Origin of the sequence: Bradyrhizobium sp. USDA 327 (assembly GCF_041262065.1) — a bacterium.
In the GTDB taxonomy this organism is placed as follows: domain Bacteria; phylum Pseudomonadota; class Alphaproteobacteria; order Rhizobiales; family Xanthobacteraceae; genus Bradyrhizobium; species Bradyrhizobium liaoningense.
The window spans coordinates 1,448,683-1,474,212 of sequence record NZ_JBGCCW010000001.1 but is presented as its reverse complement, the minus strand read 5'-3'; the positions used below and the strand labels follow the sequence as shown (position 1 = coordinate 1,474,212).

Here is a 25,530-nt window from a genome sequence, read left to right as displayed (position 1 = left end):
AGAGCCATGCGCGGAGTTTTCGTCGACGCCAATGAAGCCCTCGCCGTGATCATGGAGCGGCTGGAGAAGCCCGGCGATCCCAAGGTGCGGATCCACAGGGATCCCGACATCAAGCCCGACCAATACCCGGAAATCCTCGACGGCGCCGAGATCGCGATCGTCGACCACACCGCGCTTCCCACCGACGTGGCGAGGAAATGCACGGGGCTGAAGCACGTCGTGTTCCTCGGCACCGGTGCGCGCAGCTACATGAACCCGGAGGAGCTCGCCGAGCTCGGCATCTCCGTGCATCTGATCAAGGGCTACGGCGACACAGCGGTCGCCGAATCCGCGATCGCGCTGATGTGGGCTTCGGCCCGCGTCATCGCCATGATGGACCGCGAGATGCGGGCGGGCAACTGGCTGCGCGAAGACGGCATGCAGCTCACCGGCAAGACCCTCGGCCTGATCGGATTCGGCGGCATCGCCGCGGAAGTTGCGCGCATTGCCACGGGAAGCGGCATGAAAGTGATCGCCTGGAATCGCTCGCCCAAGAGCTATCCTGGTGTCGAATTCACCGATCTCGATACGGTGCTGGCGAAGAGCGACGTCGTGTCGCTGCATCTGCTGCTCAACGACGAAACCCGCGGCATGATCACGCGCGAGAAGATCCTTGCGATGAAGCGTGGTGTCATCCTCATCAACACCGCGCGCGCCGCGGTCGTCGACGAAGCCGCGATGATCGACGCGCTGAAGTCCGGCCATATTCGCCATGCCGGCCTCGACGTCTTCAACATCGAGCCGCTACCCGGCGATCATCCGCTGACGAAATTGCCGAACGTGACGCTGTCGGCGCATTCGGCCTTCCGCACGCCGGAGGCGAGCGAGAACCTGATTGAAGCGGCCTGGGTCCACTGCCGCCGGATCGTGAAAGGATAAGAGCAACAACAATGGCCGACTATCGCACCATCAAGGCTGAGCCGCTCACCAACGTCGTCCGTGCCATCGTCAAGGCGGGCGGGTCTACGGACCGCGAAGCCGACCTCGTCTCCACCAATCTGGTCGAGGCCAATCTTAGAGGGCATGACTCGCACGGTGTCGGCATGATCCCGCGCTATGTCCAGAGCGTCACCACAGGCGGCCTCGCCTTGAACCAGCACGTCAAGATCGTGCTCGACACCGGTCCGCTTCTCACCCTCGACGGCCTCACCGGCTACGGCCAGGTGATGGGCTATGAGGCGATGGAGTTGGGCGCCGAGCGCGCCAAGCGCAACGGCGTGTGTCTCGTCGGCCTGTCCAATTCGCACCACATCGGCCGCATCGGCCACTGGGCCGAGCAATGCATCGACCACGGGCTGGTCTCGATCCACTTCGTCAACGTGATCTCGCGTCCGATCGTGGCGCCCTGGGGCGGCAGCGATGCGCGCCACGGCACCAACCCGTTCTGCGTCGGCATCCCGCGCAGGGGCAAGGACCCGATCGTGCTCGACTTCGCCACCAGCAGGATCGCGCAGGGCAAGACCCGCGTCGCCCACAACAAGGGCGTCGAACTCGAGCCCGGCACCATCATCGACAATGAAGGCAAGCCGACCACCAACCCGCGCTACACCGTGATCCCGCCGCACGGCGCCATCCTGCCGTTCGGCGAGCACAAGGGTTCGGGGCTCGCGCTGGTGTGCGAAATCCTCGGCGGCGCGCTCTCCGGGGGGCAGGTGGTCAAGGGCCCATCCGACGGCAAGTACAACGTCCTCAACGGCATGCTCTCGATCATCATCGACCCGGGCAAGCTCGGCACCGGCGAGAACCTCGCGAGCGAAGTCGAGAGCTTCGTTGCCTGGCACACCGGCTCGCCGCCCGCACCCGGCGTCGACAAGGTGAAGATCGCCGGCGATCCCGAGCGCGAGACGAAGAAGAAGCGGCTCGCGGAAGGCGTTCCGGTCGATCCGACCACCTGGCGGGAGATTCTTGAGGCCGGGAAGAAGTTCGGGCTGGATCAGACTGCGATCGAGAAGATCGCCGGCTAGCCGCCAACCTCAGTGTCATCCCGGCGTACGCCGGGATGACACTTGGTCGGCAGTCCGCCTCAATCCACCATATCCGCAACCGCCTTACCGCAGGCCGTCGTATCGGCGTTGCCGCCGAGGTCCTTGGTGCGGAGCGTGCGTTCGGCCAGCGTGCGCTCGATCGCATCGACGATCGATCTTCCTGCTTCCTTTTCGCCGAGATGCTCGAACATCATGGCGCCCGACCAGATCATGCCGATCGGGTTGGCGATGCCCTGGCCGGCGATATCGGGCGCCGAGCCGTGCACCGGCTCGAACACCGAGGGGAAATCGCCCTCGGGATTGATGTTGCCTGATGGCGCGATGCCGATCGTGCCGGTGCAGGCCGGGCCGAGATCGGAGAGGATGTCGCCGAACAGATTCGAGCCGACCACGACGTCGAACCAGTCCGGATGCAGCACGAAGTTCGCCGTCAGGATGTCGATGTGGTACTTGTCCCACTTCACGCCCGGAAACTTCTTGGCCATCGCCTCCACGCGCTCGTCCCAATAGGGCATGGTGATGGAGATGCCGTTGGACTTCGTCGCCGAGGTCAAATGTTTCTTCGGCCGCGACTGCGCGAGCTCGAAGGCGAATTTCAGGATGCGATCGACGCCGGTGCGGGTCATCACCGTCTGCTGGGTCACGAACTCGCGGTCGGTGTCGGGGAACATGCGGCCGCCGACGGAGGAATATTCGCCTTCCGTGTTCTCGCGCACCACCCAGAAATCGATATCGCCGGGCTTACGGCCCGCCAGCGGCGACGGCACGCCGGGCATCAGCCGCACCGGGCGAAGGTTCACGTACTGGTCGAACTCGCGGCGGAATTTGATCAGCGAGCCCCACAGCGAGACGTGATCCGGGATCTTGGCCGGCCAGCCGACCGCGCCGAAATAGATCGCATCGTGCTTGCCGATCTTCTCCTTCCAGTCATCGGGCATCATCTGGCCGTGCTTCTCGTAATAGTCCCACGACGAGAAGTCGAAATGGTCGAAATGCACGGAGACGCCATGCTTCTTCGCCGCCGCCTCCAGAACGCGCAGGCCCTCCGGCATGACTTCCTTGCCGATGCCGTCGCCGGGAATGACCGCGATCCGGTATTGCTTCTTGCTCATCGAAAACGTCCTTGGTTGGTCCGGCAGCCGCCGCGTTTTGATCGCACTGCAATGGACCAAAGTCGCGGACGGTGCAACGCTGCACTGCAATGTTGACCATGGCGCGGCCGAGCGCCTACTGGTTTGATCCTGTTCCTATCCTGCGAGTACTCCCATGGATCTGCATCTGCGTGGCAAGCGCGTCCTGATCACCGGCGCGTCCAAGGGCATCGGCGCGGCCGCCGCCGAGGCGTTTGCCGAGGAGGGCGCGCATCTCCTGCTCGCCGCCCGCAGTGGCGAGGCGCTGAAGGCGCTGGCCGACCGCCTGCGCTCCGCACACCAGATCGACGCCGCAACGAGCATCGTCGATCTGCGCAAGGAGGAGGACGTGGCGCGGCTGGCGAAAGAAGCCGCCGACATCGACGTGCTCGTCAACAATGCCGGCGACATCCCCGGCGGCTCGATCGACAAGATCGACGAGGCGACCTGGCGGCACGCCTGGGAATTGAAAGTGTTCGGCTACATCAACCTGACGCGGCACATCTATGCGCAGATGAAGGCGAGGGGTGGCGGCATCATCGTCAATGACATCGGCGCAGCCGGCGAAAAATTCGACGCCAACTACATCTGCGGCAGCGCCGGCAACGCCGCGCTGATGGCGTTCACGCGCGCGCTCGGCGGCAAGAGCCTCGCCGACAACATCCGCGTCGTCGGCATCAATCCCGGTCCCGTCGGCACCGATCGCCACGTCACCCTGCTCAAGACGCGGGCAAAGCACCAGTTCGGCGACGAGAGCCGCTACAAGGAATTCCAGAAGAGCCTGCCGCTGGGACGGCCTGCGCATGCGCGCGAGATCGGCGACCTCATGGCGTTCCTGGCGTCGGATCGCTCTGGTTACACGTCGGGCGTGATATATACGGTGGACGGCGGCATCAGCGCGGGGTGGGGTTAAACCCGATCCTCGTCATTGCGAGCGCAGCGAAGCAATCCAGGAATGCATCCGCGGTGAGAGTCTGGATTGCTTCGCTGCGCTCGCAATGACGAAACCAAGAATGGGCATAGGAGTAAGATAATTGTCTCAAGACCTGATCCGCGAAACCGCATGCGCGGTCGTCGACAAGCTGCGGTCCGGCGACGTCTCGCCGCTCGAGCTCCTGGATGTGCTGGAGAAGCGCATCAAGGAGGTCGATGGCAAGGTCAACGCGCTGCCGACACTGTGCTTCGATCGCGCGAGGACCAACGCGAAAGCGCTGATGCAGAAGCCGGCCGGCGCGCGCGGGCTGCTCGCAGGCCTACCGGTGCCGATCAAGGACCTCACCGACGTCGCGGGCGTGTTGAACACGCAGGGCTCGCCGATCTTCAAGGACAACATCCCCGCGAAGTCCGACCTCATGGTTGAGAACCTCGAGGCGAACGGCGCGGTGGTCTACGCCAAATCCAACACGCCGGAATTCGGCGCCGGCGCCAACACCTTCAACGAGGTGTTCGGTGCGACGCTCAATCCCTGGGATACGACGAAATCGGCAGCGGGCTCCTCCGGCGGCGCGGCCGTGGCGCTCGCAACCGGCATGGCCTGGCTCGCGCAGGGCTCCGACATGGGCGGGTCCTTGCGCAACCCGGCGGCTTTCTGCGGCGTCGTCGGCATGCGGCCGAGCATCGGCCGTGTCGCGCATACCCCGAAGTCAGGTGTCGATCGCAATCTCGGCGTGGTCGGCCCGATGGCGCGCAACGTCGAGGATCTCGCGCTGCTGCTGGACGCCATGAGCGGCGACTATGCGGACGATCCGCTGTCGCTGCCGGCGCCGACGACCTCGTTCCTTTCGGCGGCACAGGCGGGCAAGAAGCCGAAGCGCATTGCCTATTCACCCGACCTTGGCATCACGCCGGTCGATCCCGAAGTGAAGGCGATCACGCGCAAGGCCGCGGAGCGCTTCGCGGAAGCCGGCGCGATCGTCGAGGAGGCACATCCCGACTGGCGCGAGGCGCATGAGTGCTTCCACGTGCTGCGCGCGTTCGATTTCGCGATCACCAAGGCCAACCTGCTGCGCACCAAGCGCGACATGCTCAAGCCCGAGGTGATCTGGAACATCGAGGAAGGCCTCAAGCTCACCGTCGATCAGCTCGCGCGCGCCGAGGCGCAGCGCGTCGGCATGACTGCGCGGGCGGTCGAGTTCTTCAAGACCTACGATCTCCTGCTGGGGCCGACGACGATCGTGCCGCCCTTCCCGATCGAACACCGCTATGTCGCCGAATGCGCCGGCAAGAGATTCGACAATTACGTCGAGTGGCTCGGCATCGTCTACGCCATCACGCTCGCCTGCTGTCCTGCGCTCTCGCTGCCGTGCGGCTTCACGGCGTCGGGCCTGCCGGTCGGCGTGCAAGTCGTCGGCGCACCGCGGGCCGACGCACAGGTGATCGCCGGCGCGAAGGTGCTGGAGGATATTCTGGGCTTGCGCGGCACGACCCCGATCGATCCGAAGGTGAAGAACTGACATATACCTGATGACGACGCCGCCTCGCATCGCCCTCATCCACGCCCTCAAGCACTCCATCGCCCCGATCGAGGCGGCGTTCGCGACGGCGTGGCCTGAGGCGCGGCTGATGAACCTGCTCGACGACAGCCTGTCTGCGGATCTGGCGCGTGACGGCGCGCTCACCGATGCCATGACCGAGCGCTTCCTCGCGCTGGGCGATTACGCAGCGGCGACGGGAGCGGATGGAATCCTGTTCACTTGTTCCGCGTTCGGCCCCTGCATCGAGGCGGTCGCGCGCGCACATGCGTCGATGCCGGTGCTGAAGCCGAACGAGGCCATGATCGAACGTGCCATAACCATGGGTGAGCGCATCGGCCTGCTCTCGACCTTTCCGCCGACGCTGACCTCGATGCCACCCGAGTTCCCTGCCTCCGTCCAGATCGTGCCGAAACTGGCCGAGGGCGCGCTGGCCGCGCTCGATCGCGGCGACCGTGCCACGCACGACCGGCTGATCGCGGAAGCATCTCGCGATTTGCGCGACTGCGACGTCATCGCGCTCGCGCAATTCAGCATCGCCGCGACTGCGCCGCTGGTTGCGGAGGCCACCGGCCGCCCGGTCGTGACGACGCCGGACAGTGCCGTCGACAAGCTGATGAGGCTGCTGAAGGCGAAGGCTTAGGCGCCGGCCTTTGTCCGGCGCCGCGCATCCTTGATCGCGACCGCGAGCGCAGCCTTCGTCTCATTGACGAAATCCTCGACCAATTCCTCGCGCGTGGCATGCGCCGCCTCGCCGGTGAACAGGCCCTGCTCGGCCAGCATCACCACCCCATGCAGCGCGGCCCAGATCTTGAGCGCCTGCCGCTCGCGCAAGTAGCCGACCGCCGGGGCCTCCAGCGCCTCGATCACGAGCGCAAAGGTCTCCCGCGTCGCCTCGTGCAGCTCGCTGCCCTTGGCCGCGCAGGACACGGTGCGCGAGGCGAACATCAAGCGGTAGATACCGTTACGGCGCAGACCGAAATCGAGCGTCGCTTGCGCGAGTCGCGAGAGCTTCGACTGCTTCGACGGCTCCGCCATCGCCTCGCGCAGAACCGCTGTGAGTTGCCGGAACGCCTCCGCCGTGACCGCCGCGAGCAGCGCCTCACGGTCGACGAAATGCCGGTATGGCGCCGGCTGCGAAACACCGAGCTGCCTGGCAAGCGCCTTGATGCTGATCGCCTCGGCGCCGCCCCGCTCCGCCTCGTGCAGCGCGGCCTTGATCAAGGCATCGCGAAGATCGCCATGGTGGTAGGTCTTCTCGGGCTTGCGAGCGAATTGTGAACGCATGTTGAGGCGAAGCCTATAAGTTTGCGCTTGACAGGGGAAGCCCGCCGCGAATGTAATAGGATATAACTTAGAGCAATCCCAGATGAGGAAACGCGCCGCCCTTCGGGCCTTGCGCGCACACGACCAAGGAAGCCGCAATGTCAGAGCGACTGAAGGTTCACGTCGATCCCGACAAATGCCAGGGCCACGCCCGCTGCAAGGCCCTCGCACCGGAACTTTTCGAGCTCGACGAATATGGCAACGCGCACGAAGCCGGCGACGGCGCGGTCCCGCCGGGACTCGAGGACAAGGCCTGGCTTGCGAAATCCAACTGCCCGGAGATCGCGATCGATGTGATCGAGGAGTAGCGCGGCCGCCTGCGTGCTTTCAGCGAACACGAGCCGAGGGATTCCCTGCCATGTCCGACGTCAACCAGCCCAACGCCCATCCGCCCGTGACCGACTGGGTCCATGACTTCGACCACACCGATCCGCAATGGACGGAGGACCCCTTCCCGATCTGGGACGAGCTGCGCGCCGCGAGTCCCGTGGTGCACACGGAACGCTTCCTCGGCTGCTACCTGCCGACCACCTATGAAGCCGTGCGCGAGATCGCCAACGACACCGAGCACTTCTCCTCACGCCGCATCATCGTCCGCGATGTGCGCCCCGAGGTCGCCAGGAACGCGGCGCCGCCGATCACCTCGGATCCGCCGGAGCACAAGCCGGCAAAGCAATTGCTGCTGCCGCCCTTCACGCCGGACGCGATGAAGAAGCTCGAGCCGCGAGTTCGCGCCATCTGCAACGAACTGATCGACGAGTTCATCGCCGACGACAAGGTCGACGCTGCCGCACGCTACAGCAAATACATCCCGGTTCGGGCGATCGCGCACATGCTCGGCATCCCCGAGAGCGACAGCGACCTCTTCATCAACTGGATTCACATGATCCTCGAGCTCGGCATCAAGGACGAGAGCAAGCTGCTCCAGGCCGTGCAGGAGATGACGGGCTATTTCAGCAGCCACATCGAAGCGCGCAAGAACAAGCCCAGCGACGACCTGATCTCCTATCTGATGAACGCCAGGGACAAGCAAGGCAACCCGCTCGAGGACTCCCACGTGCTGGGCTCGCTGCGCCTGCTGCTGATCGCCGGCATCGACACCACCTGGAGCGCGATCGGCTCCTCGCTCTGGCATCTTGCGAAGACGCCGGCCGACCGCGAGCGGCTGATCGCCGAGCCCGGACTGATCCCGACCGCGGTGGAGGAGCTGCTGCGCGCCTATTCACCGGTGACGATGGCGCGCGAGGTGGTCAAGGAAACCACGGTCTCGGGTTGTCCGGTGAAGCCCGGCAACATGGTGCTGCTGTCGTTCCCGGCCGCTAACCGTGACCCCAAGATGTTTCCGGATGCTGACAAAGTCGTGATCGAGCGCCGCGAGAACCGCCACGCCGCTTTCGGCCTCGGTATCCATCGCTGCGTCGGTTCCAACCTTGCGCGAATGGAGATGCAGGTTGCGCTGGAGGAATGGCTGAAGCGGATTCCGGACTTCCGACTCGATCCGGCAGGCACAGTAACCTGGTCGCAGGGCACGGTGAGAGGCCCCCGGCAGTTGCCATTTTTGCTGGGAAAGGCGATGTAGGCCTTCCCCAGACGAAGAAGCGGAAGGCCGGACGTGACAGAGCAAGCAATCCAACCGGCCTCCGAGACTTTTGACGTCGCCGACGCCGAGCGGCGGATCAAGGCGATCTTCATCGGCTCCATCGGCAATCTCGTCGAGTGGTACGATTTCTACGCCTATACGGCGTTCGCGCTCTACTTCGCACCCGCGTTCTTCCCTGGTAACGACCCCGTCGTCCAGCAATTGAACGTCGCCGTCGTTTTCGCGGCGACCTTCCTGATGCGGCCTCTGGGCGGGTGGTTTTTCGGCTATCTCGCTGACCATTTCGGTCGCCGCATTTCGCTCACTCTGTCCGTCGTCTTCATGTGCTTCGGCTCGCTGATCATCGCGCTGACGCCGACCTATGCCACGATCGGCTTCGCCGCGCCGGTGATCCTCGCGCTCGCCCGCGTCATCGAGGGCCTCAGCCTCGGCGGCGAATACGGCGCCAGCGCCACGTATCTCAGCGAAGTTGCCGACCCCAAGCATCGCGGCTTCTATTCCAGCTTCCAGTACGTGACGCTGATCGGAGGCCAGCTCACCGCGATCATCGTGCTGCTGCTCCTGCAAAAGGTCTTCCTCACACCGGAAGAGCTGAAGGCCTGGGGCTGGCGCATCCCCTTCGCGATCGGCGCGCTGCTGGCGATCTTCGCCGCGGTGATGCGGCGCGGCCTGCACGAGACCGAGGCGTTCGAGGAGGCAAAGAAAGTGGTGAAGCCGACCGGCTCGATCACCAATCTGCTGCGCTATCCGCGCGAGCTCTTGCTGGTCGTCGGCCTCACCGCCGGCGGCACCGCGGCGTTCTACACTTTCACCACCTACATGCAGACCTTCGTCAAGCTTTCGGTCGGGCTGACCGAGGACCAGACCACCTTCGTGATCTTCGGCACGCTGATTTTCGCGACCATCCTCCAGCCGATTTACGGCGCGATCTCCGACAAGATCGGCCGCAAGCCGCTGCTCATTTTCTTCGGCGTAGCCGGCACGCTCGCGACCGTTCCGTTGCTGATGGCGCTGAAGGAGACGAAGTCGCCCTTCATGGCGTTCATCCTGATCTGCGCCGCCTGGCTGTTCGTCGCCGGCTACACCTCGATCAACGCCGTGGTGAAGGCCGAATTGTTCCCGACCAACGTCCGCGCCCTCGGCGTCGGCCTGCCCTATGCCATCACGGTCTCGATCTTCGGCGGCACGGCGCCGGCGATCGCGCTCTATTTCAAAAGCATCGGGCACGAGGAATGGTTTTATTTCTATCTCAGTGGCATCATCTGCCTGTCGCTGATCATCTATTCAACCATGCGCGACACCAAGCACGCCTCCGCAATGCATCGGCACGAGTAGGCCATGACCGACGAGACGCCATCCGACAGCAAGCTGACGCGCACCAAGGAAAAGTGGGCGCGCGAGGGCCGCTTTCTCACCGGCAAGGTCACGCGTCCGGAAGATCAGCGCCTGCCGCCCGGTCAGCACCTCACCAAGGACTGGCCGGTGCTCGATCTGGGCGTCGTGCCGCCGGTCTCGCGCGAGCGCTGGCGGCTCGACGTCTACGGCGCGATCGAAACTCCCGTGTTCTGGACCTTCGACGAGTTCATCGCACAGAAGCAGGCGCGGTTCACCTCCGACATCCACTGCGTGACGACCTGGTCGCGCTATGACAACGAGTGGGAAGGGCTTGCGACGCGTGAGCTGCTCGCAGCCTGCCAGCCGCGCCAGGATGCGCGCTTTGTTGTGCTGCATTCCTATGACGGCTACACCACCAATCTCGCGCTGGAAGACTTTGCCGCCGAGGACGCGCTGCTCGCTCATAGCTGGTCGGGTAAGCCCCTGAGCGAGGAGCATGGCGGCCCAGTGCGGCTGGTCGTGCCGCACCTCTATTTCTGGAAGAGCGCCAAATGGCTCCAGGCCATCGAATTCCTGACCGAGGACGCGCCGGGCTTCTGGGAAGTCCGCGGTTATCATAACCGCGGCGATCCCTGGGTCGAACAGCGCTATTCGGGCGATTAGGTTCAAGCAAGGACAGGGGAAGCCCATGCCGACGGAACGCTTTCAATTCACTGGAGAAGGCGGCCATCAGCTCTCGGCCGCGCTGGAGCTGCCTGACGGCGAGGCCGTGGCGTTCGCGCTGTTCGCGCATTGCTTCACCTGCGGCAAGGACGCGCTGGCGGCCAAGCGCATTGCGGTCGCGCTCGCCGCCAAAGGCATTGCGGTGCTGCGGTTCGACTTCACCGGGCTCGGCTCCAGCGAGGGCGATTTCGCCAATACGACGTTCTCCTCCAACGTCGCCGATCTCGTGCGCGCGGCCGATCACCTGCGCAGCATCCGCAAGGCGCCGTCAATCCTGATCGGCCACAGCCTCGGCGGTGCCGCGATCCTCGCGGCAGCAGGTCAGATCCCCGAAGCCAGGGCGGTCGTAACCATCGCGGCGCCGTCCGATCCCGCCCACGTCACCGGTCTGTTCAAGGAGCATATCGACAAGATCCGCACCGAGGGCGAGGTCGAAGTCTCGCTCGCGGGACGTCCGTTCCGGATCAGGCGTGAATTCCTCGACGACATCGCCGAGCGCGAGCTGATGAAGGACGTCACCGGCCTGCACAAGGCGCTGCTGGTGATGCATTCGCCTGTCGACGACACCGTCGGCATCGACAATGCGACGAAGATCTTCGTTGCGGCAAAGCATCCCAAGAGCTTCGTCTCGCTCGATCATGCCGATCATCTGCTGACGAAGCCCACCGACGCGCTTTACGCGGCCGACGTGATCGCGGCCTGGACGAGCCGTTACATTGACGCAGCAAAGCCCGCAAAAGCGATGGATCTAGCCGAGGACCCGCGAAAGGTCGTGGTGCAGGAGACCCGCAAGAGCAAGTTCAACCAGATCATCACCGTCGGCCCGCATCATCTGGTGGCCGACGAGCCGGTCGCGGCCGGCGGCGCAGATGCGGGGCCCGGCCCGTATGACTTCCTGCTCGCCGGCCTCGGCGCCTGCACCTCCATGACCATGCGCCTCTATGCCGACCGCAAGTCACTGCCGCTCGAGCGCGTGACCGTCACGCTGAAGCATTCCAAGATTTACGCAAAAGACTGCGAAGAATGCGAGACCCGCGACGGCATGCTCGACCAGATTGAGCGCGACATCACGATGGATGGCGCCCTCGATGCCGAGCAACGCAAGAAGCTGATGGAGATCGCCGACAAGTGCCCGGTGCACCGGACGCTGACGTCGGAGATCCGCATCGTGACGAAGGCGGTTGACTAGGCGCTTGTACTGAAGCGCGATGCGATTAGCATGAATCGTCATCGCGGTTTAGGTTGTTGTTTAAGCGTGATCTTTTCGGAAAACCGCTGCGCACTTTTCCCGATCATGCTTTAGAAGCACGATGCCATCGTCCGCACGGCCGCGCTGATCTCGCTCTCGCGCCACGCCGCAAAGCCGAGCAGCAGGCCGCGATCGCGGGGCCGGCCAACCGCCAGGCTCGACAGGGCGCGCGTCTCGACCCCCGCCGCAACCAGCCGCTTCACCGCCGCCTGATCAGTGCGACCGCGCTTGAGTCGGGCGACGAGTTGGATGCCTCCAGGAGGCACTTCGACTGAGAGCATCCCGCCGAGCTGTCGCTCCAGTTGCTCGACGAGGTGATCGCGGCGCGCGTGATAGAGCCGGCGCATCCGGCGCAGATGTGCGAGGAAATGCCCATCGGCGATGAACTCGGAGAGTGCTTCCTGGATGTGACTCGAAGCGATCAGTCCGATATGCCGCTGCGCGATCTCCAGGATGCTGGCCAGTGCCGGCGGCGCGACGAGATAGCCGAGCCGGATATCCGGCGTCATCGCCTTCGAGAAGGTGCCGACATAGAACACGCGGCCATGGGCATCGAGCCCCTGCAAGGCCGGCACCGGCCGGCTGTCATAGTGGAATTCGCCGTCGTAGTCGTCCTCCACGATCCAGGTCTTGCCGGGCCTGCTCAGGCCGAGAAACTCGGCGCGGCGGGCCAGCGACATCAGCCGCCCCGTCGGATGCTGATGCGAGGGCGTCATGAAGATCAGTTTTGGCGCCGCAAGGCCCGGCATCCGTTGCATACCCTGCTCGTCCAGTCCGATACCGCTCACGCGCGCGCCGGACGCCCTGAAGGCGGCCGCAGCACCGGGATAGCCGGGATCCTCGACCCAGACCTCATCGCCGGGCGTGATGATGGTCGCGGCAATCAAGATCAACGCAGCCTGCGCACTCGGCAGGATCATGATCTGGTCTGCGGCGGCCCGGACACCCCGGCTGGTCGCCAGATAATCCGCGAGCACTTCGCGCAGGCGCGTCCGGTTGAGCGGGCCGAGCTCGCGCCTGGCTGCACGCAGGGCACCGCGACGCAAGCAACGCGCCCAGACCTCGTCCGGAAACTCTCTGAAATCGCCATGCCCGGGGCGCAACGGCCTCAGTGCTGCCTGATAGGACATCGGCCAGTCGGTCTGCTTGAGATTCGAGGCCCAGGGCGAAAGTCGCGGCTTTCCGGAGCGTCCGCGCGCCGCAGCGGTGCCGGCCCTTATACGACGTCCGCCTCCATCGACCGTGACCACCGGACGGCGGCCGTGCGACGCCGCAACATATCCCTCGGCGGCAAGCTGCTCGTACGCATAAGTGACGGTGTTGCGGGAGACGCCGAGATCGCTCGCGAGCCGACGGCTCGACGGCAGCGTACGACCCCTCCCGAGACGGCCACTCGCGATCAGGTCTCTAAGCTGGCCCGTCAGCTGCGTCACCAGCCCCGCGTCCTCCGTCCGTTTCAAGTCGATCAGAGCGGAGATCACCTCTTCCGAAACTGGCATCTCATTATTCTCCAATCTGGCACTTTTTCAGGTGCCAGTGGCGATGCTATCCGGCGAACCGGACTGCTGCAAGGACTCCGAGATGAACTCACTTTCACCCCGCGCGGCCGTCGGCCTGTTCCTCATCGTCGTACTGGCCTGGGGTGTGAACTGGTCGGTGACGAAGCAACTCGTGCAATTCGTTCCACCGCTGTGGACCGCCGCGATCCGAAGTTGGATCGCTCTGGTCGGCCTCATCGTGATCCTCGGACTGAGCAAGAATCTGGTGATCCCGGAGCGACGCGACGTGCCAGTCATCCTCAGCGTCGCGCTGCTGCACATGACGCTGTTCTCGATACTCGTCGCGGCGGGCCTGCGCTTCCTGCCCGCGAGCAAGGGCGTCGTGCTCGGCTACACCACGCCGCTCTGGGTCGCACTGGCCGCGCCCATCCTCGGAAAGGACACGCTGACCGCGCCGAAGCTCGCCGGCGCTCTGCTCGGACTGATCGGGCTTGCCGTCATCCTGAATCCGTCCTCGATCGACTGGACCAATACAGGAGTCCTGGTCGGCGCCGGCATGGTCATCCTGGCCGCGATCTCCTGGGCCGCGAACATCATCTATATCCGCGCGCATCGCTGGATCGCTTCTCCGCTCCAGCTCCTGCTCTGGCAGGTGCTCGTGGCCACGGCCGTGCTGTCGACACTGGCGATGATCATCGACGGGCTGCCGCAAGTCGAGTGGTCATGGAGGCTCGTGTCGCTGTTCCTGTATTCGGGCCTGATCGGGACGGCGCTGGCCTATTGGGCGATGTCGATGGTCAACAAGAGCATCTCGGCGCTGACGACGTCGCTCGGGACCACCGCGACGCCGCTCGTCGGCATCGCCAGTGCCGCAATCCTGCTGGGTGAGCCGATCGACGCGAGCCTTACCATCGCGGCCGGACTGATCGTCAGCGGCATCGGCCTTGCGACGCTCGGCGACCGACTGCTGCGCGGTCAGGCCACCGCGAGGGGTTGAACCCGCAGCGCACCGTGCAGGCCCGCCGTCGTGCCGAGCAGGATGCCGGCGAGCGCCACGAACGACCCCAGCGCGAGCGTAGAGACGCCAGTCAGCCCCTGCCCGATCGAGCAGCCGAACGCCATCACGCCGCCGATACCCATCAGCGCCGCGCCGCTGCCTGAGCGCAGCATGTGACGCGGTGAGGAATAGCCTTCGAGCTTGAACCGGCCCGTCGCGAGCGCCGTCACCAGACTGCCGGCGAAGACGCCGGCCACCGTCGCGATGCCGAAATTCAACGTAAGACCGGTCGAGAGCATGGCGTATTGCAGGCTATCGGCGATCGGCGCGATGAAGGTGAGCGAGGTGACGGGGACGGGGTTGAAGTCGTCAGCGCCGAGACAGCCGGTGACGTACCAGCCGCCGGCGACGAGCAGGCCCACGACGACACCTGCCACGATCTGACCCGGCGAACGGCGAAACGCTGGGTGCGCGAAGGCAAACAGCATCAGCGCGACGACCGTCGCGGCGGCGGCAAGCGCGCGCGAAAGCGATTCCGTGAGACCGAGCATTGCCAGCACGGACGGCAGCGAATTTGCGCTGACGGTCGTTTGCGAGGCCTGGACCAGCGCGATACGCGCTGGCGCGATCAGGCCCTTCAGCGTCATCTGCGCGGCGATGGCCAGCACGATCACGACGACGAAGGAGCGGAGATTGCCGCGGCCGAGCAGCACCAGCGCCCGCGACCCGCAGCCATTCGACAGCACCATGCCGTAGCCGAACAGCAGGCCGCCGAGGAAGAGCACAGGCACTGAGAATGACTGCTGCAGGTAGATCGACCTGCCGAGATCGACCATGCCGTTGCCGGCAAGGAACTGGCTCGCAGCGATCGCAACGGCGATCGCCAGCGCATAGCTCCGCACCAGCCGCCCGTCCCCCTCCGCCAGAAAGCCGCGCATGCTGCTCATCAGGCAGAAACCGCTGAGCAAGCCGACGGCGCCGTAGACGAGCCCGATGACGAGACCGGCGAAGATGACGAATTGGGCGGATTCCATCGACTGTTCTCATATCTCTCGACGTCCGTCATTGCGAGCGCAGCGAAGCAATCCAGAAATGCATCCGCGGAGACCGGCTGGATTGCTTCGCTGCGCTCGCAATGACGATTTGCTACGGCTTCAGGATGACCCGGTCGCGCGAGGAGCCGGCGACGGCGACATAGGCTTCCTTGGCGCGCTCGAGCGGATAGATCGCATTCGCCCTGATCGGAAACGGCTTCAGATGGCCGCTGGCGAAGCCGGGACCGAGGTGGCGCAGCACCGCGCCTGTTGCAGCCGATGACAGGCCCAGCGTGTCGATGCCGACATAGGTGTGCTGGCCGCGATAGAATTCGAGGATGTTGAACTGAACGATGCGATCGATCGCTGCGATCAGGATCTGGCGGCCGCGCAGCGCAAGCGATTTGTGCGCAGCCTGGAAGTAGGGATCGCCGACAGTGTTGAAGACGATGTCGGCGCCCTTCCCGCCGGTCAATTCGCGCACGCGCGTGGCAACGTCAACGGCAGAGGCGTCGATCACCTCGACCGGCGCGCTGCTATGCCCCTCATAGGCTTCCGTCCTGCGCACCACGCCGATGACGCGCGCACCCTGCCAGGTCGCGATCTGAACCGCGGCCTGTCCGACCTTGCCGTTGACGCCGAACACCAGCACGGTCTCGCCGCTCTTCGGCACGCCCGCGCGGCGAAAGCCTTCCATCGCGGTGACGAAGGGCACGCCGATGCCGGCGGCCTCCTCCCAGGACACGGTCTTCGGTTTCTCAACGACGGCATCAGCCTCGACCACGAGATGGGAGGCATGGGTGCCGTCACGACGGATACCGAGATCGCCGGAGGAGCCGAACACTTCGCGTCCGACCGTACCCGCCGGCCCGTCGATCACCACGCCGGCGTAGTCGCGGCCGGGAGTCCGGGGAAACACGGCATAGGGCATCAGCCCGGTCGCGGCCTTGACGTCGGATGGATTGACGGCTGCGGCCTTGACCTCGATCAGAACATCGTTCGGACCGCGCTCGAGTGTCAGGCGCTCCACGACTGGCGCAAGCGCGGCAGCGTTTTCAGCCTTTGAGGCAAGGCGCACGCAGCGCGCTTCGACGGTTTTGGCATCGGCTGGCGACATGAAAAGACCCGCGATTTCTCGCGGGCCTTGTCGCCTCTGGGCGCGGTCAAGTCAATCCATCCAGTCAGTCCTTGGGCCGCTTGTCGTAGAGCCGCTTGGCCTTGCCGAGGGAACGTTCCAGCGTGGCGGGCGCAACCACCTGCACCCTGGAGCTGATCCCGATCGTGTTCTTGATGTGGGTCGAGACGCGGTCGGCGTGGTCGAGCAGACCACGGCCGTCCCAGCTCTCGGGTCGCGCCTCCGCGACGATGGTCAGCTCGTCCATGCGGCCTTCGCGAGTCAGTTCCAGGATGAAGTGCCCGCCGCACCAGTCGGTCGCGAGCAGCACTTCCTCGATCTGGGTCGGAAACAGGTTGACGCCGCGTAGGATGATCATGTCGTCGGAGCGCCCCGTCACCTTCTCCATCCGCCGCATGCCGGGCCGGGCCGTGCCCGGCAGCAGTCGCGTCAAATCGCGGGTACGATAGCGGATCACCGGAAAGGCTTCCTTGGTGAGCGAGGTGAAGACGAGCTCGCCCTTCTCCCCATCCGGAAGCACCGCACCGGTCTCGGGGTCGATCACCTCGGGATAGAAATGGTCCTCCCAGATGTGCAGGCCGTCCTTGGTCTCGATGCATTCCTGCGCGACACCGGGGCCGATCACCTCGGAGAGACCGTAGATATCGGTCGCGTCCATGTCGAAGGCGTCCTCGATCTCGCCGCGCATCGCATTGGTCCAGGGCTCGGCCCCGAAGATGCCGACCTTGAGCGAGCTCTGGCGCGGATCGAGCTTCTGGCGCTTGAACTCGTCGAGGATCGCCAGCATGTAGCTCGGCGTCACCGTGATGATGTCAGGGCGGAAGTCGTTGATGAGCTGCACCTGCCGCTCGGTCATGCCGCCGGAGATCGGCACCACGGTGCAGCCGAGCTTCTCGGCGCCGTAATGCACACCCAACCCGCCGGTGAAGAGGCCGTAGCCGTAGGCGTTGTGGATGATCATGCCGGTGCGGCCGCCAGCGGCGCGGATCGACCGCGCCATCACCTCCGACCATGTATCGATGTCGCGCTGGGTATAACCGACCACAATCGGCTTGCCCGTGGTGCCGGACGAGGCATGCACGCGCACCAGCTTTTCGCGCGGCACGGCGAACATGTTGAAGGGATAGTTGTCGCGCAGGTCAGTCTTCGCCGTGAACGGAAAATTTGCGAGATCCGAGAGCTCACGAAAGTCGGACGGATGCACGCCGGCCTTGTCGAAGGCCTTGCGATAGTGGGCGACGTTGTCATAGGCGTGCTTCAGCGACCAGGCCAGCCGCTGCTTCTGCAGCGCCATGATCTCGTCGCGCGAGGCGCGCTCATGTGCGTCCATCTCGGCGCTATAGGTACCGGCACCTTCCTTGAGCCTCGTCAGAGCCATCCTCGTTTCCCCACATTGGTTTGTTCTTTTCTTTGGTCTTATTGATCTTGCGCCGGCAGCCACGTGCCGGGAATGACGCGAGAATGTCCGCGGAATTCCGCGATGACGGTGTCGCCCGCGGTCACGCGCACGTCGTAGATTCCGGAACGGCCGCCGCGGGTGATCTCCCGCGCCTTCGCAACGAGACGGTCGCCGAGCTTGCCCGGCTTGATGAAGGTGATCTGTCCCTGCGCCGCCACCACGCGCTCATTGTGCGAGTTGCAGGCGAACGCGAAGGCGGAGTCGGCGAGGGTGAAGATGAAGCCGCCATGGGCGATGCGCTGGCCGTTGACCATGTCCGGCCGCACCATCATCGCAAGCGTTGCGAAGCCCGGGCCGATCTCGACGATCTCCATCCCGAGACCCTTGGACGCATCGTCCTCGGCCCACATCGCGTCAGCGCAGGCGCGGGCAATATCCTCAGGCGACAGGGCGGCTTTGACGTTCACGCGCTTCTCCGGGCCAGATGCTCGCACATGATGTTCTGCTGGTTGGCTCAAGCTGTCAAATAATGCGACGCATTTGCATTCATCGGGTCTGATCTGCCCGATCAGACATGGTCATAATCGACTACGACACGCTCGGACGATGGTTTTGCCTGGCAGGTCAAGACGAAGCCGGCCTTCAACTCCCACGGTTCCAGCGAATAGTTGATGTCCATCGGCGCTTCGCCCTCAACCAGTTTTGCGCGGCAGGTCGAGCACATCCCACCCTTGCAGGCGAACGGCAGATCCACCCCGGCGCGCAGTGCAGCATCGAGGATCGCTTCGTCCTCTGCGACCGGCACGTCACGCCGCTTGCCGTCGATGATCAGCGACGCGATCGCCTTCGGCGGCGCATCCGGCGCAACGGCTTTCTTCGGCCGCGGCTTGCCGCCGAATTCGGAGACGAAGCGCTCGACGTGAATACGCTCTTCGGCAATGCCGAGACCGCGGCAGGTCGCCTCGATCTGCTCGCTCATGCCAAGGGGGCCGCAGATGAAGACGTGATCGACGCTCCCAGCCGGCACCAGCGAGCGCAGCAGCACCCTCACCTTGTCGCCGTCGAGCCGGCCATGCAGGATCGGGATGTCCTGCTCCTCGCCGGAGATGACGTGGAAGAGCGAGAGGCGATCGATGAAACGATCCTTCAGCTCCTCGAGCGCCTCGAGGAACATGATGTTGTCGGTGGTACGGTTGCCGTAGAACAGGAAGAAGCGGCTGTCCCGCTCGCGCGCAAGCACACCCTTCGCGATCGACAGGATCGGAGTGATGCCGGAGCCGGCGGCGAAGCCGACATGGATGCGCGGGCTATCTGCCGCGGGGACCACGCCGAAGCGGCCGGTCGGCGTCATCACGTCGAGCTCGTCGCCGCTTTTCAGCTCGTCCGCCGCCCAGTTCGAGAACGCGCCGCCGTCAACCTTCTTCACGGCGATGCGGATCTCGCCGTCGTCGGGGCCGGAGCAGATCGAATAGGAGCGGCGTACCTCTTCGCCATCCAGCATGGTGCGGAGCGTGAGATACTGGCCGGGCGTGAAGGCGTAATCGCCGGCGAGTTCGCCGGGGATGGCGAAGGTCATCGAGACGGCGTCGGACGCCTCGCGGCGGAGGTCGTTGACGGTCAGGCGATGGAAGCGCGGTGCGGCTGCGGACATGGTCAATGACACTTGAAATAATCGAAGGGTTCGCGGCAGGCCTTGCAGCGCCACAGCGCCTTGCAGGACGTGGAGCCGAACTCGGACAACAGCTCTGTCCTGTCGGAGCCGCACTGCGGACACGCGACGGCCTGCTCGCCGAACAACGTGCGGCGCGAGTTCGAGGCCTGCGGCGGCGCAATGCCGTAGGCGCGCAGCTTGCGGCGGCCCTCCTCGCTCATCCAGTCCGTCGTCCAGGCCGGTGACAGAACGGTGCGCACCTTGGGATGATGAAAGCCGGCGCGCTCCAGCGCGATCTCGATTTCGAGCGCGATCATGTTCATGGCGGGACATCCCGAATAGGTCGGCGTGATCGCGACCTCGACATGATCACCGTCGACTATGACGTCGCGGAGCACGCCGAGATCGGCGATGGTCAGCACCGGGATTTCGGGATCGACCACGCTTGCCGCAGCGTCCCAGGCCCGCCGGCGCAGCTCGCTGTCGCGGTCCAGCACGCTCACCATGTCAACCCCGGAAAGGTGCGTTGCATCGACTGCAGTTCGGAGAGGAGGTGGCCGAGATGCTCGCTGTGCCGGCCGGACCGACCACCCTGCTGCATCCAGTCGTTCCGGGGCAGCTCAAGTGTCGCTTCGCCGACGACGTCGGACAGCGTCGTCAACCAACGACCGCGCAAGCTCGCCGGATCAATGGCGATGCCGGCCTGGATCAGGGCGCGCTCGCCGTCGTCGACCGAGAACATCTCGCCGGTGAAGGCCCAGAGATGATCGATCGCGGCCTGCGCCCGTCGATGGCTTTCATCCGTGCCGTCCCCGAGCCTGATGATCCATTCCGAGGCGTGGCGCAGGTGATATGCGCTCTCCTTCTCCGACTTGGCGGCAATGGCGGCAAGCGTCGTGTCGCGCGAGCTCATCATGGCACGCCAGTAAAGGTCGGCGAAGGCGGAATAGAAGAACTGCCTCACCAGCGTCTGGGCAAAGTCGCCATTCGGCTGTTCAACAAGCAACAGATTGCGGTACTGCCTGACGTCGCGGAGATATGCGAGCTTGTCCTCGTCGTTGTCCTTGCCTTCGACCTTCGCGGCGTAGGTGTAGAGCTCGCGTGCCTGACCAATGAGGTCGAGGGCAATGTTGGAGAGCGCCATGTCCTCTTCCAGCATCGGCGCGTGCCCGCACCATTCCGACAGCCGGTGGCCGAGGATCAGCGCATCGTCGGCGCGGCGCAGCGTATAGAGCACCAGCGGTGTTTCGGAGACCTGGATGTTGGCCACGGCCATCACATGTGCCCCACTTCTTCCGGCACCTCGTAGAAGGTCGGATGCCGGTAGATCTTCGACTCCGCCGGCTCGAACATCATGCCCTTCTCGGCGGGATCGCTCGCGGTGATCGCGCTCGATGGCACGACCCAGATCGACAGGCCCTCGCCGCGGCGGGTGTAGATGTCGCGGGCGGCTTGCAGCGCCATTGTCGCGTCGCTGGCATGCAGCGATCCCACATGCTTGTGCGCGAGCCCGTTGCGACTGCGAATGAAGACCTCCCACAGCGGGGTGTTCGGCGTGGTCATATTGATCTCCCTATTCGGCAGCTTGCGCGGTCTGACGCCGCGCGCGCTTGGCGGCATAGGCGGCTGCCGCCTCGCGCACCCAGGCGCCCTCCTCGTGCGCCTTGCGGCGCGCGGCCATGCGGTCGCGGTTGCAGGGGCCATTGCCGGCGAGCACTTGCTTGAATTCGGTCCAGTCGATCTCGCTGTAGCGCCAGTGTCCGTCCGCATCCTGCGTCATGCCGGGATCGGGAATGGTGAGGCCGAGATATTGCGCCTGCGGTACGGTGGCATCGACGAATTTCTGGCGCAGCTCGTCATTGGAGAAGCGCTTGATCTTCCACCTCGTCGAGGTGTCGCTGTGCTGGCTCGCGACATCCGGCGGGCCGAACATCATCAGCACCGGCCACCACCAGCGGTTCAGCGCGTCCTGCGCCATCGCCTTCTGCTCGTCGGAGCCGCGGCACAGCGTCACCATGATTTCGTAGCCCTGGCGCTGATGGAACGACTCCTCCTTGCAGACGCGGATCATCGCGCGCGCATAGGGACCATAGGAGCAGCGGCACAGCGGGATCTGGTTCATGATCGCCGCGCCGTCGACCAGCCAGCCGATCGTACCGATATCGGCCCAGGTCAGCGTCGGATAATTGAAGATCGAGGAATATTTTGCCTTGCCGGCGAGCATCGCGTCGACCAGCTCTTCGCGCGAGGAGCCGAGCGTCTCCGCCGCCGCGTAGAGATAGAGCCCATGGCCGCACTCGTCCTGCACCTTGGCGAGCAGCGCGGCCTTGCGGCGCAACGTCGGCGCACGGGTGATCCAGTTGCCTTCAGGCAGCATGCCGACGATCTCGGAATGGGCGTGCTGGGAGATCTGGCGGGTGAGCGTCTTGCGGTAGGCCGCCGGCATCCAGTCGTTCGGCTCGATGCGTTCCTCGGCATCGATGCGGGCCTGGAACTGAGCAGCCTTGGCCGCGTCCTCGAGACCGCGATCGTCGGTCTCGGCCGTGTTCAGCGCCTGGGTATACATGCGCATCCTCCCGATTTATTGGGAGGCAATATATAACAGAAATTATCTCATGCAAGATATTTCTGTAACACAACAATCAAGCATCGAACCTCCGTTCCAGCAGCTTCAAGGCCGCCGGCAACGGCCCCTTCTGGTTGATTGCATGGCCGTCGAGCCATTGTTCCGATGGAGCGAGGAGCGCGCGATAGATCTCGCCGCACAGCACGCGGGCCGCCCTTCCCGGCCAATCCGCCGGCAGCAGGCTCTCGGGCAACAGCGGGTCGCGCAGCACGACACGGCGATAGTAGTGGATCAACAGGATCCGCGCGGTGAAGGCATCGGCATCGGACAATTCCGTACCGCGCGCGATCGCGGCACGGAGCGGCTCGAACGTCTTCATGAATTTCAGATAGGCATCCGCGGTACGATCGAGCGGCCAGCTCGCGCTGAGCAGACGCCGCCCGCTGTCATCCTCCGCCGAGACTTCGAGACGGATGGCGCCCGCAGCCTCGTCCGGCACCGGCACGCCCGACGGCGCGACCCAGACGCCCGGCAGCGGACTGCCGAAGCCGGCATTGCGCAGCGCCTCACGCGAGGCGTCGCGGTCCTCGCCATTGCCGATCAGCAGCAGCTCGAAACGGCCGGTCCAGTCCGATGGCGGCGGATCGTAGATGTGGCGCGTGGCAGCTTCAAAGGTCTGCCTACCCTTGTCGGCCAGGCGATAAAAACTGTTTCGCCCGACCTTTTCGCGCGTCAGCCAGCCGTCGGCAGCAAGCCGCGACATTGCGGTGCGGACGACGCCGCTGTCGATATCCAGGCTTGCGAAGAATTCCAGCAGCGTCCCCAGCCACACGGAGCCGCCGCGCGGCACGATGGCATCGCCGAACACGGTGATGACGATGGAGCCGGTGCGCGACGGCTCGCGCTTGAGCTGGTCGATGATGCGGGAGAGCGGATGCGCCATGCGCGAGGCATAGCGCGTTTGGCGTGGCTACGACAATGGACGGAAGCGTCTCGCCTTTTCCATTGTCGTGCGGGACGAAGTGGAGAACGAGCTACCGATGCGGATCGGGATACGCCAGGCTGCGCCAGCCGCTGCGATCAAATGGGCGCCACTGGCCCTCCTTCTGCGCGAGCCGGTCGGCCACGGCATAGACGACGGCAGGATGATGGCCCATGCCGCAATGGCTGCTCTCCACCTCGATGCTCTCGGTCTGTGCGCCCGTTTTCTCCATGCAGCCCTGCCAGGCGCAGACACCGTCGGTGCGGCTGAAGATAGCGGTGGTCGGCACCGGCGGCGGAGCGACAAGCTCTCCCCCGAAACGCGGATCGACCTCATCGGCCTTGTGCCCGCTGGCCCATTCGTAGACGCGCCAGGCGTTGGTCGATCGCGGATCGCCGGCGAAGGGACTGCCAAGCGTGATCACCTGGCGCACCCGCTCCGGCATCATCTTGGCGAGCTGGCGGGCATAGAGACCGCCGAGGCTCCAGCCGACCAGGCTGATCCGGCGGCCGTGCTTGTCGTTGAGCTCCTGGACCAGATCGACCATGGCATCCTGCACGCCCTCGCGCAGGCCGTAATTGCGACCCTGACGCCAACCGCTCACCGCATAACCCTTGCTCGTCAAAAACGTGCGCAGCGCGCGCGTCGACGCATCGGAAGCCACGAGGCCCGGCAGCACCAGCACCGGATGCCCATCACCGCGTGGCGCGAGGCTGAGGAGCGGCAGCGCGCCGAGGAATGCGCCGAACTCGTGAAGCGCGCGCCCCTCCAGAAACATCAGGGTACGGGACGGCGGACGCAGCGTCTGGGCGGTAGCGGTCATCGATGTTTCCCCTGGGAAAACTTCCTGGAAAGGACGCCGGCTGCGAAGCCGGCAAATGGGCATTAAATTCCAATGCACCGGCTTGTCGAACGTTCCGCAGCGCAACATGAATCAGCTAGGTGACCGGTTCCCGACATTCAAGCGGGAGAGATGCGGGGCGGCAATAGGCCCGCGCGGCAATGCTAACGGCCGTGACGCGAAAGTCACAACAATCGAAGCAGAAATTCCGCGGAGTAGAGCGCGAGACCAGCGAGACCGCCGATCAGCGAACCATTGAAACGGATGTATTGCAGGTCACGCCCGATGTTGATCTCGATCAGCATAATCAGCTGCGTCATATTCCACGCCTTGACCTGATCCGAGATGAAGGTGGAGACGCCGCTCTTCTGGTCGGCAACGAAGCTGCGCAGCACCCTCACCAGGCCATTGTTGATCTCGCCGCGCAGTTCGGCATCGCCGGCGAGCGCCTCGCCGGCCGCGACGAACATGCCGGCGAGATGATGCTGCAGCACCTGCGTCTCGCCGCTCGCGCTACGCTCGATGAAGGAGCGCGTGTTGGCCCAGACGGTGCGGGCGAGTTCGGCAAGCTCGGGTCGCGCGAGCAGATCGCGCTTCAAGCCGTCGATGCGATCGATATAGGCTTGATCGGTGCCGAGCCGATCGACGAAGCTCAGCACCATGCGATCGAACTCGCCGCGGAACGGATGCTTGGGATCGCTGCGCACCTCATTGAAGAAAGCGGTGGCTGAGGCCACGATCTTGTTCACCAGAAACTTGTCGGCGCGATAGAGCCTGAGCAGGGTCGGCAACTCCGCGCGCACTTTCTCGCGGATCATCGCCATCGTTTCCTTCTGGTTCAGCGTCTCGTGCATCATGCGCAGGAGATCGTCGAACAGGATCTGGTGCCGCCCCTCTGCCACGAAGCCGCGCAGCGTGCCGGCGGCGAGCGGCGCAAGGTCGATCGCCTGGAGCTGCGAGGACAGGCGGCGGATGATGAAGGTCATCAGGCCGGAGCTTTCCGTGGCGGAAACGGCCTCCGGCAACAGACGCAGCGCGAAGCGCGCCAGATCGTCACTGCGCTTGCGGTCACGCAGCCAGTCCGCGACGAAGGAGCCGAAATCGATTTCCTTCAGCTTGGCCTCGACGGGGCCGGCCTCGAGGAAATGCACCTGGATGAATTCGCCGAGCTTGTCAGCGATGCGGGCCTGATTGCTCTGGATGATCGCAGTGTGCGGGATCGGCAGGCCGAGCGGCCGCTTGAACAGCGCGACCACCGCATACCAATCGGCGAGGCCACCGATGGTCGCGGCTTCCGCGAAGGCTGCGACGAAGCCGAACACGGGATGCACCGGAAGAAGCCATTTCGCGACGATGAAGAGCAGAAGCGTCGCGGCCAGCACCAGCGTCGCCAACGTTTTCACGCGGCGCAGCTCGGCCGCGCGTTCGGCATCGCCGGGGGTATCGAAGGAGAAGGTGGCGGGTGGAGTCATCACTGCATCACACTACTCGTGATTGCGAGCGAAGCGAAGCAATCCAGAGTTTTTCCGCGGAGACAGACTGGATTGCTCCGCGGGCCTGTCATCGGG

The 25,530-nt window shown here is 64.7% G+C and carries 26 protein-coding genes; 11 read left to right on the top strand and 15 right to left on the bottom strand.

Annotation, left to right across the window (positions count from 1 at the left end):
* Nucleotides 1-6 precede the first annotated feature (6 nt).
* Together ABIA42_RS06725 and ABIA42_RS06720 are read left to right on the top strand one after the other, a co-directional pair.
* Nucleotides 7-918 carry an NAD(P)-dependent oxidoreductase gene (locus ABIA42_RS06725; RefSeq protein ID WP_271529918.1) on the top strand — a complete coding sequence of 304 codons (912 nt, stop codon included), beginning with the start codon at nucleotides 7-9 and terminating at the stop codon, nucleotides 916-918.
* Nucleotides 919-929: 11 nt separating this feature from the next.
* Nucleotides 930-2,003 (top strand): malate/lactate/ureidoglycolate dehydrogenase, encoded by a 1,074-nt coding sequence (locus tag ABIA42_RS06720; protein WP_271529919.1) that lies wholly within the window; start codon nucleotides 930-932, stop codon nucleotides 2,001-2,003.
* 59 nt (nucleotides 2,004-2,062) lie between these two features.
* Here ABIA42_RS06720 and ABIA42_RS06715 read toward each other — a convergent pair whose 3' ends face one another.
* On the bottom strand, nucleotides 2,063-3,136 hold the full coding sequence (locus ABIA42_RS06715; RefSeq protein WP_271529920.1) for a tartrate dehydrogenase: 1,074 nt from the start codon (nucleotides 3,134-3,136) through the stop codon (nucleotides 2,063-2,065).
* Between the two features lie 154 nt (nucleotides 3,137-3,290).
* Between ABIA42_RS06715 and ABIA42_RS06710 the strand changes: the two genes are divergently transcribed.
* From ABIA42_RS06710 to ABIA42_RS06700, 3 genes are all read left to right on the top strand, one after another.
* The gene (locus tag ABIA42_RS06710; protein WP_370114734.1) at nucleotides 3,291-4,067 is read left to right on the top strand and encodes an SDR family oxidoreductase; all 777 of its coding nucleotides are present in this window, start codon (nucleotides 3,291-3,293) and stop codon (nucleotides 4,065-4,067) included.
* Between the two features lie 121 nt (nucleotides 4,068-4,188).
* Nucleotides 4,189-5,607 carry an amidase gene (locus ABIA42_RS06705; RefSeq protein WP_370114736.1) on the top strand — a complete coding sequence of 473 codons (1,419 nt, stop codon included), beginning with the start codon at nucleotides 4,189-4,191 and terminating at the stop codon, nucleotides 5,605-5,607.
* A gap of 10 nt (nucleotides 5,608-5,617) precedes the next feature.
* Nucleotides 5,618-6,268: an aspartate/glutamate racemase family protein gene (locus ABIA42_RS06700; RefSeq protein WP_370114738.1), complete on the top strand. Its 651-nt coding sequence runs from the start codon at nucleotides 5,618-5,620 to the stop codon at nucleotides 6,266-6,268.
* Here the strand turns inward: ABIA42_RS06700 and ABIA42_RS06695 are convergent.
* Nucleotides 6,265-6,912 carry a TetR/AcrR family transcriptional regulator gene (locus ABIA42_RS06695; protein ID WP_370114740.1) on the bottom strand — a complete coding sequence of 216 codons (648 nt, stop codon included), beginning with the start codon at nucleotides 6,910-6,912 and terminating at the stop codon, nucleotides 6,265-6,267. The genes ABIA42_RS06700 and ABIA42_RS06695 overlap by 4 nt on opposite strands.
* A gap of 137 nt (nucleotides 6,913-7,049) precedes the next feature.
* Between ABIA42_RS06695 and ABIA42_RS06690 the strand changes: the two genes are divergently transcribed.
* Genes ABIA42_RS06690 through ABIA42_RS06670 form a run of 5 tightly spaced genes read left to right on the top strand, consistent with a single transcriptional unit; the run spans nucleotide 7,050 to nucleotide 11,798 of the window.
* Entirely contained in the window at nucleotides 7,050-7,259 is a 210-nt protein-coding gene (locus tag ABIA42_RS06690; RefSeq protein ID WP_370114742.1) for a ferredoxin, read from the top strand.
* Nucleotides 7,260-7,309: 50 nt separating this feature from the next.
* Nucleotides 7,310-8,530 carry a cytochrome P450 gene (locus ABIA42_RS06685; RefSeq protein WP_370114744.1) on the top strand — a complete coding sequence of 407 codons (1,221 nt, stop codon included), beginning with the start codon at nucleotides 7,310-7,312 and terminating at the stop codon, nucleotides 8,528-8,530.
* 33 nt (nucleotides 8,531-8,563) lie between these two features.
* Entirely contained in the window at nucleotides 8,564-9,886 is a 1,323-nt protein-coding gene (locus ABIA42_RS06680) for an MFS transporter (protein ID WP_370114746.1), read from the top strand.
* 3 nt (nucleotides 9,887-9,889) lie between these two features.
* Nucleotides 9,890-10,549, top strand: coding sequence for a sulfite oxidase-like oxidoreductase (locus ABIA42_RS06675; protein ID WP_271529927.1), 660 nt, complete (start codon nucleotides 9,890-9,892; stop codon nucleotides 10,547-10,549).
* 25 nt (nucleotides 10,550-10,574) lie between these two features.
* Nucleotides 10,575-11,798, top strand: a complete 1,224-nt coding sequence (locus ABIA42_RS06670) for an alpha/beta fold hydrolase (RefSeq protein ID WP_370114748.1) — start codon at nucleotides 10,575-10,577, stop codon at nucleotides 11,796-11,798.
* A gap of 110 nt (nucleotides 11,799-11,908) precedes the next feature.
* Here ABIA42_RS06670 and ABIA42_RS06665 read toward each other — a convergent pair whose 3' ends face one another.
* Nucleotides 11,909-13,357: a PLP-dependent aminotransferase family protein gene (locus ABIA42_RS06665; protein ID WP_370114750.1), complete on the bottom strand. Its 1,449-nt coding sequence runs from the start codon at nucleotides 13,355-13,357 to the stop codon at nucleotides 11,909-11,911.
* An 82-nt stretch (nucleotides 13,358-13,439) separates the two neighbouring features.
* On the opposite strand from ABIA42_RS06665, the gene ABIA42_RS06660 reads away from it, so the two are divergent.
* A complete protein-coding gene (locus tag ABIA42_RS06660; RefSeq protein ID WP_370114752.1) occupies nucleotides 13,440-14,354 on the top strand; it encodes a DMT family transporter in 915 nt (304 codons plus the stop codon).
* Here ABIA42_RS06660 and ABIA42_RS06655 read toward each other — a convergent pair.
* From ABIA42_RS06655 to ABIA42_RS06600, 12 genes are all read right to left on the bottom strand, one after another.
* Nucleotides 14,333-15,388, bottom strand: a complete 1,056-nt coding sequence (locus ABIA42_RS06655) for a YeeE/YedE family protein (protein WP_271529931.1) — start codon at nucleotides 15,386-15,388, stop codon at nucleotides 14,333-14,335. The two genes, ABIA42_RS06660 and ABIA42_RS06655, sit on opposite strands and share 22 nt — an antisense overlap.
* 112 nt (nucleotides 15,389-15,500) lie before the next feature.
* Nucleotides 15,501-16,505 carry a zinc-binding alcohol dehydrogenase family protein gene (locus ABIA42_RS06650; RefSeq protein WP_370114754.1) on the bottom strand — a complete coding sequence of 335 codons (1,005 nt, stop codon included), beginning with the start codon at nucleotides 16,503-16,505 and terminating at the stop codon, nucleotides 15,501-15,503.
* A gap of 64 nt (nucleotides 16,506-16,569) precedes the next feature.
* A complete protein-coding gene (gene paaK / locus ABIA42_RS06645) occupies nucleotides 16,570-17,901 on the bottom strand; it encodes a phenylacetate--CoA ligase PaaK (protein ID WP_271529933.1) in 1,332 nt (443 codons plus the stop codon).
* Between the two features lie 38 nt (nucleotides 17,902-17,939).
* Nucleotides 17,940-18,389, bottom strand: a complete 450-nt coding sequence (gene paaI, locus ABIA42_RS06640; RefSeq protein WP_370114756.1) for a hydroxyphenylacetyl-CoA thioesterase PaaI — start codon at nucleotides 18,387-18,389, stop codon at nucleotides 17,940-17,942.
* A 101-nt stretch (nucleotides 18,390-18,490) separates the two neighbouring features.
* Nucleotides 18,491-19,573: a 1,2-phenylacetyl-CoA epoxidase subunit PaaE gene (paaE, locus tag ABIA42_RS06635; protein WP_370114758.1), complete on the bottom strand. Its 1,083-nt coding sequence runs from the start codon at nucleotides 19,571-19,573 to the stop codon at nucleotides 18,491-18,493.
* A 2-nt stretch (nucleotides 19,574-19,575) separates the two neighbouring features.
* Nucleotides 19,576-20,079, bottom strand: a complete 504-nt coding sequence (paaD, locus tag ABIA42_RS06630) for a 1,2-phenylacetyl-CoA epoxidase subunit PaaD (protein ID WP_370114760.1) — start codon at nucleotides 20,077-20,079, stop codon at nucleotides 19,576-19,578.
* A complete protein-coding gene (paaC, locus tag ABIA42_RS06625) occupies nucleotides 20,073-20,849 on the bottom strand; it encodes a 1,2-phenylacetyl-CoA epoxidase subunit PaaC (protein WP_370114762.1) in 777 nt (258 codons plus the stop codon). The genes paaD and paaC overlap by 7 nt, the downstream gene beginning before the upstream one ends.
* Nucleotides 20,849-21,136, bottom strand: a complete 288-nt coding sequence (gene paaB, locus ABIA42_RS06620) for a 1,2-phenylacetyl-CoA epoxidase subunit PaaB (protein WP_028135228.1) — start codon at nucleotides 21,134-21,136, stop codon at nucleotides 20,849-20,851. Before paaB ends, paaC begins: the two co-directional genes overlap by 1 nt.
* A 10-nt stretch (nucleotides 21,137-21,146) precedes the next feature.
* Nucleotides 21,147-22,139: a 1,2-phenylacetyl-CoA epoxidase subunit PaaA gene (gene paaA / locus ABIA42_RS06615; RefSeq protein ID WP_319334060.1), complete on the bottom strand. Its 993-nt coding sequence runs from the start codon at nucleotides 22,137-22,139 to the stop codon at nucleotides 21,147-21,149.
* 76 nt (nucleotides 22,140-22,215) lie between these two features.
* Nucleotides 22,216-23,082, bottom strand: coding sequence for a phenylacetic acid degradation operon negative regulatory protein PaaX (paaX, locus tag ABIA42_RS06610; RefSeq protein ID WP_370114765.1), 867 nt, complete (start codon nucleotides 23,080-23,082; stop codon nucleotides 22,216-22,218).
* A 91-nt stretch (nucleotides 23,083-23,173) separates the two neighbouring features.
* Complete coding sequence (locus ABIA42_RS06605) at nucleotides 23,174-23,944, bottom strand: esterase/lipase family protein (RefSeq protein WP_370114767.1); 771 nt, start codon at nucleotides 23,942-23,944, stop codon at nucleotides 23,174-23,176.
* A gap of 203 nt (nucleotides 23,945-24,147) precedes the next feature.
* A complete protein-coding gene (locus tag ABIA42_RS06600) occupies nucleotides 24,148-25,434 on the bottom strand; it encodes a DUF445 domain-containing protein (protein ID WP_370114769.1) in 1,287 nt (428 codons plus the stop codon).
* Nucleotides 25,435-25,530 lie beyond the last annotated feature (96 nt).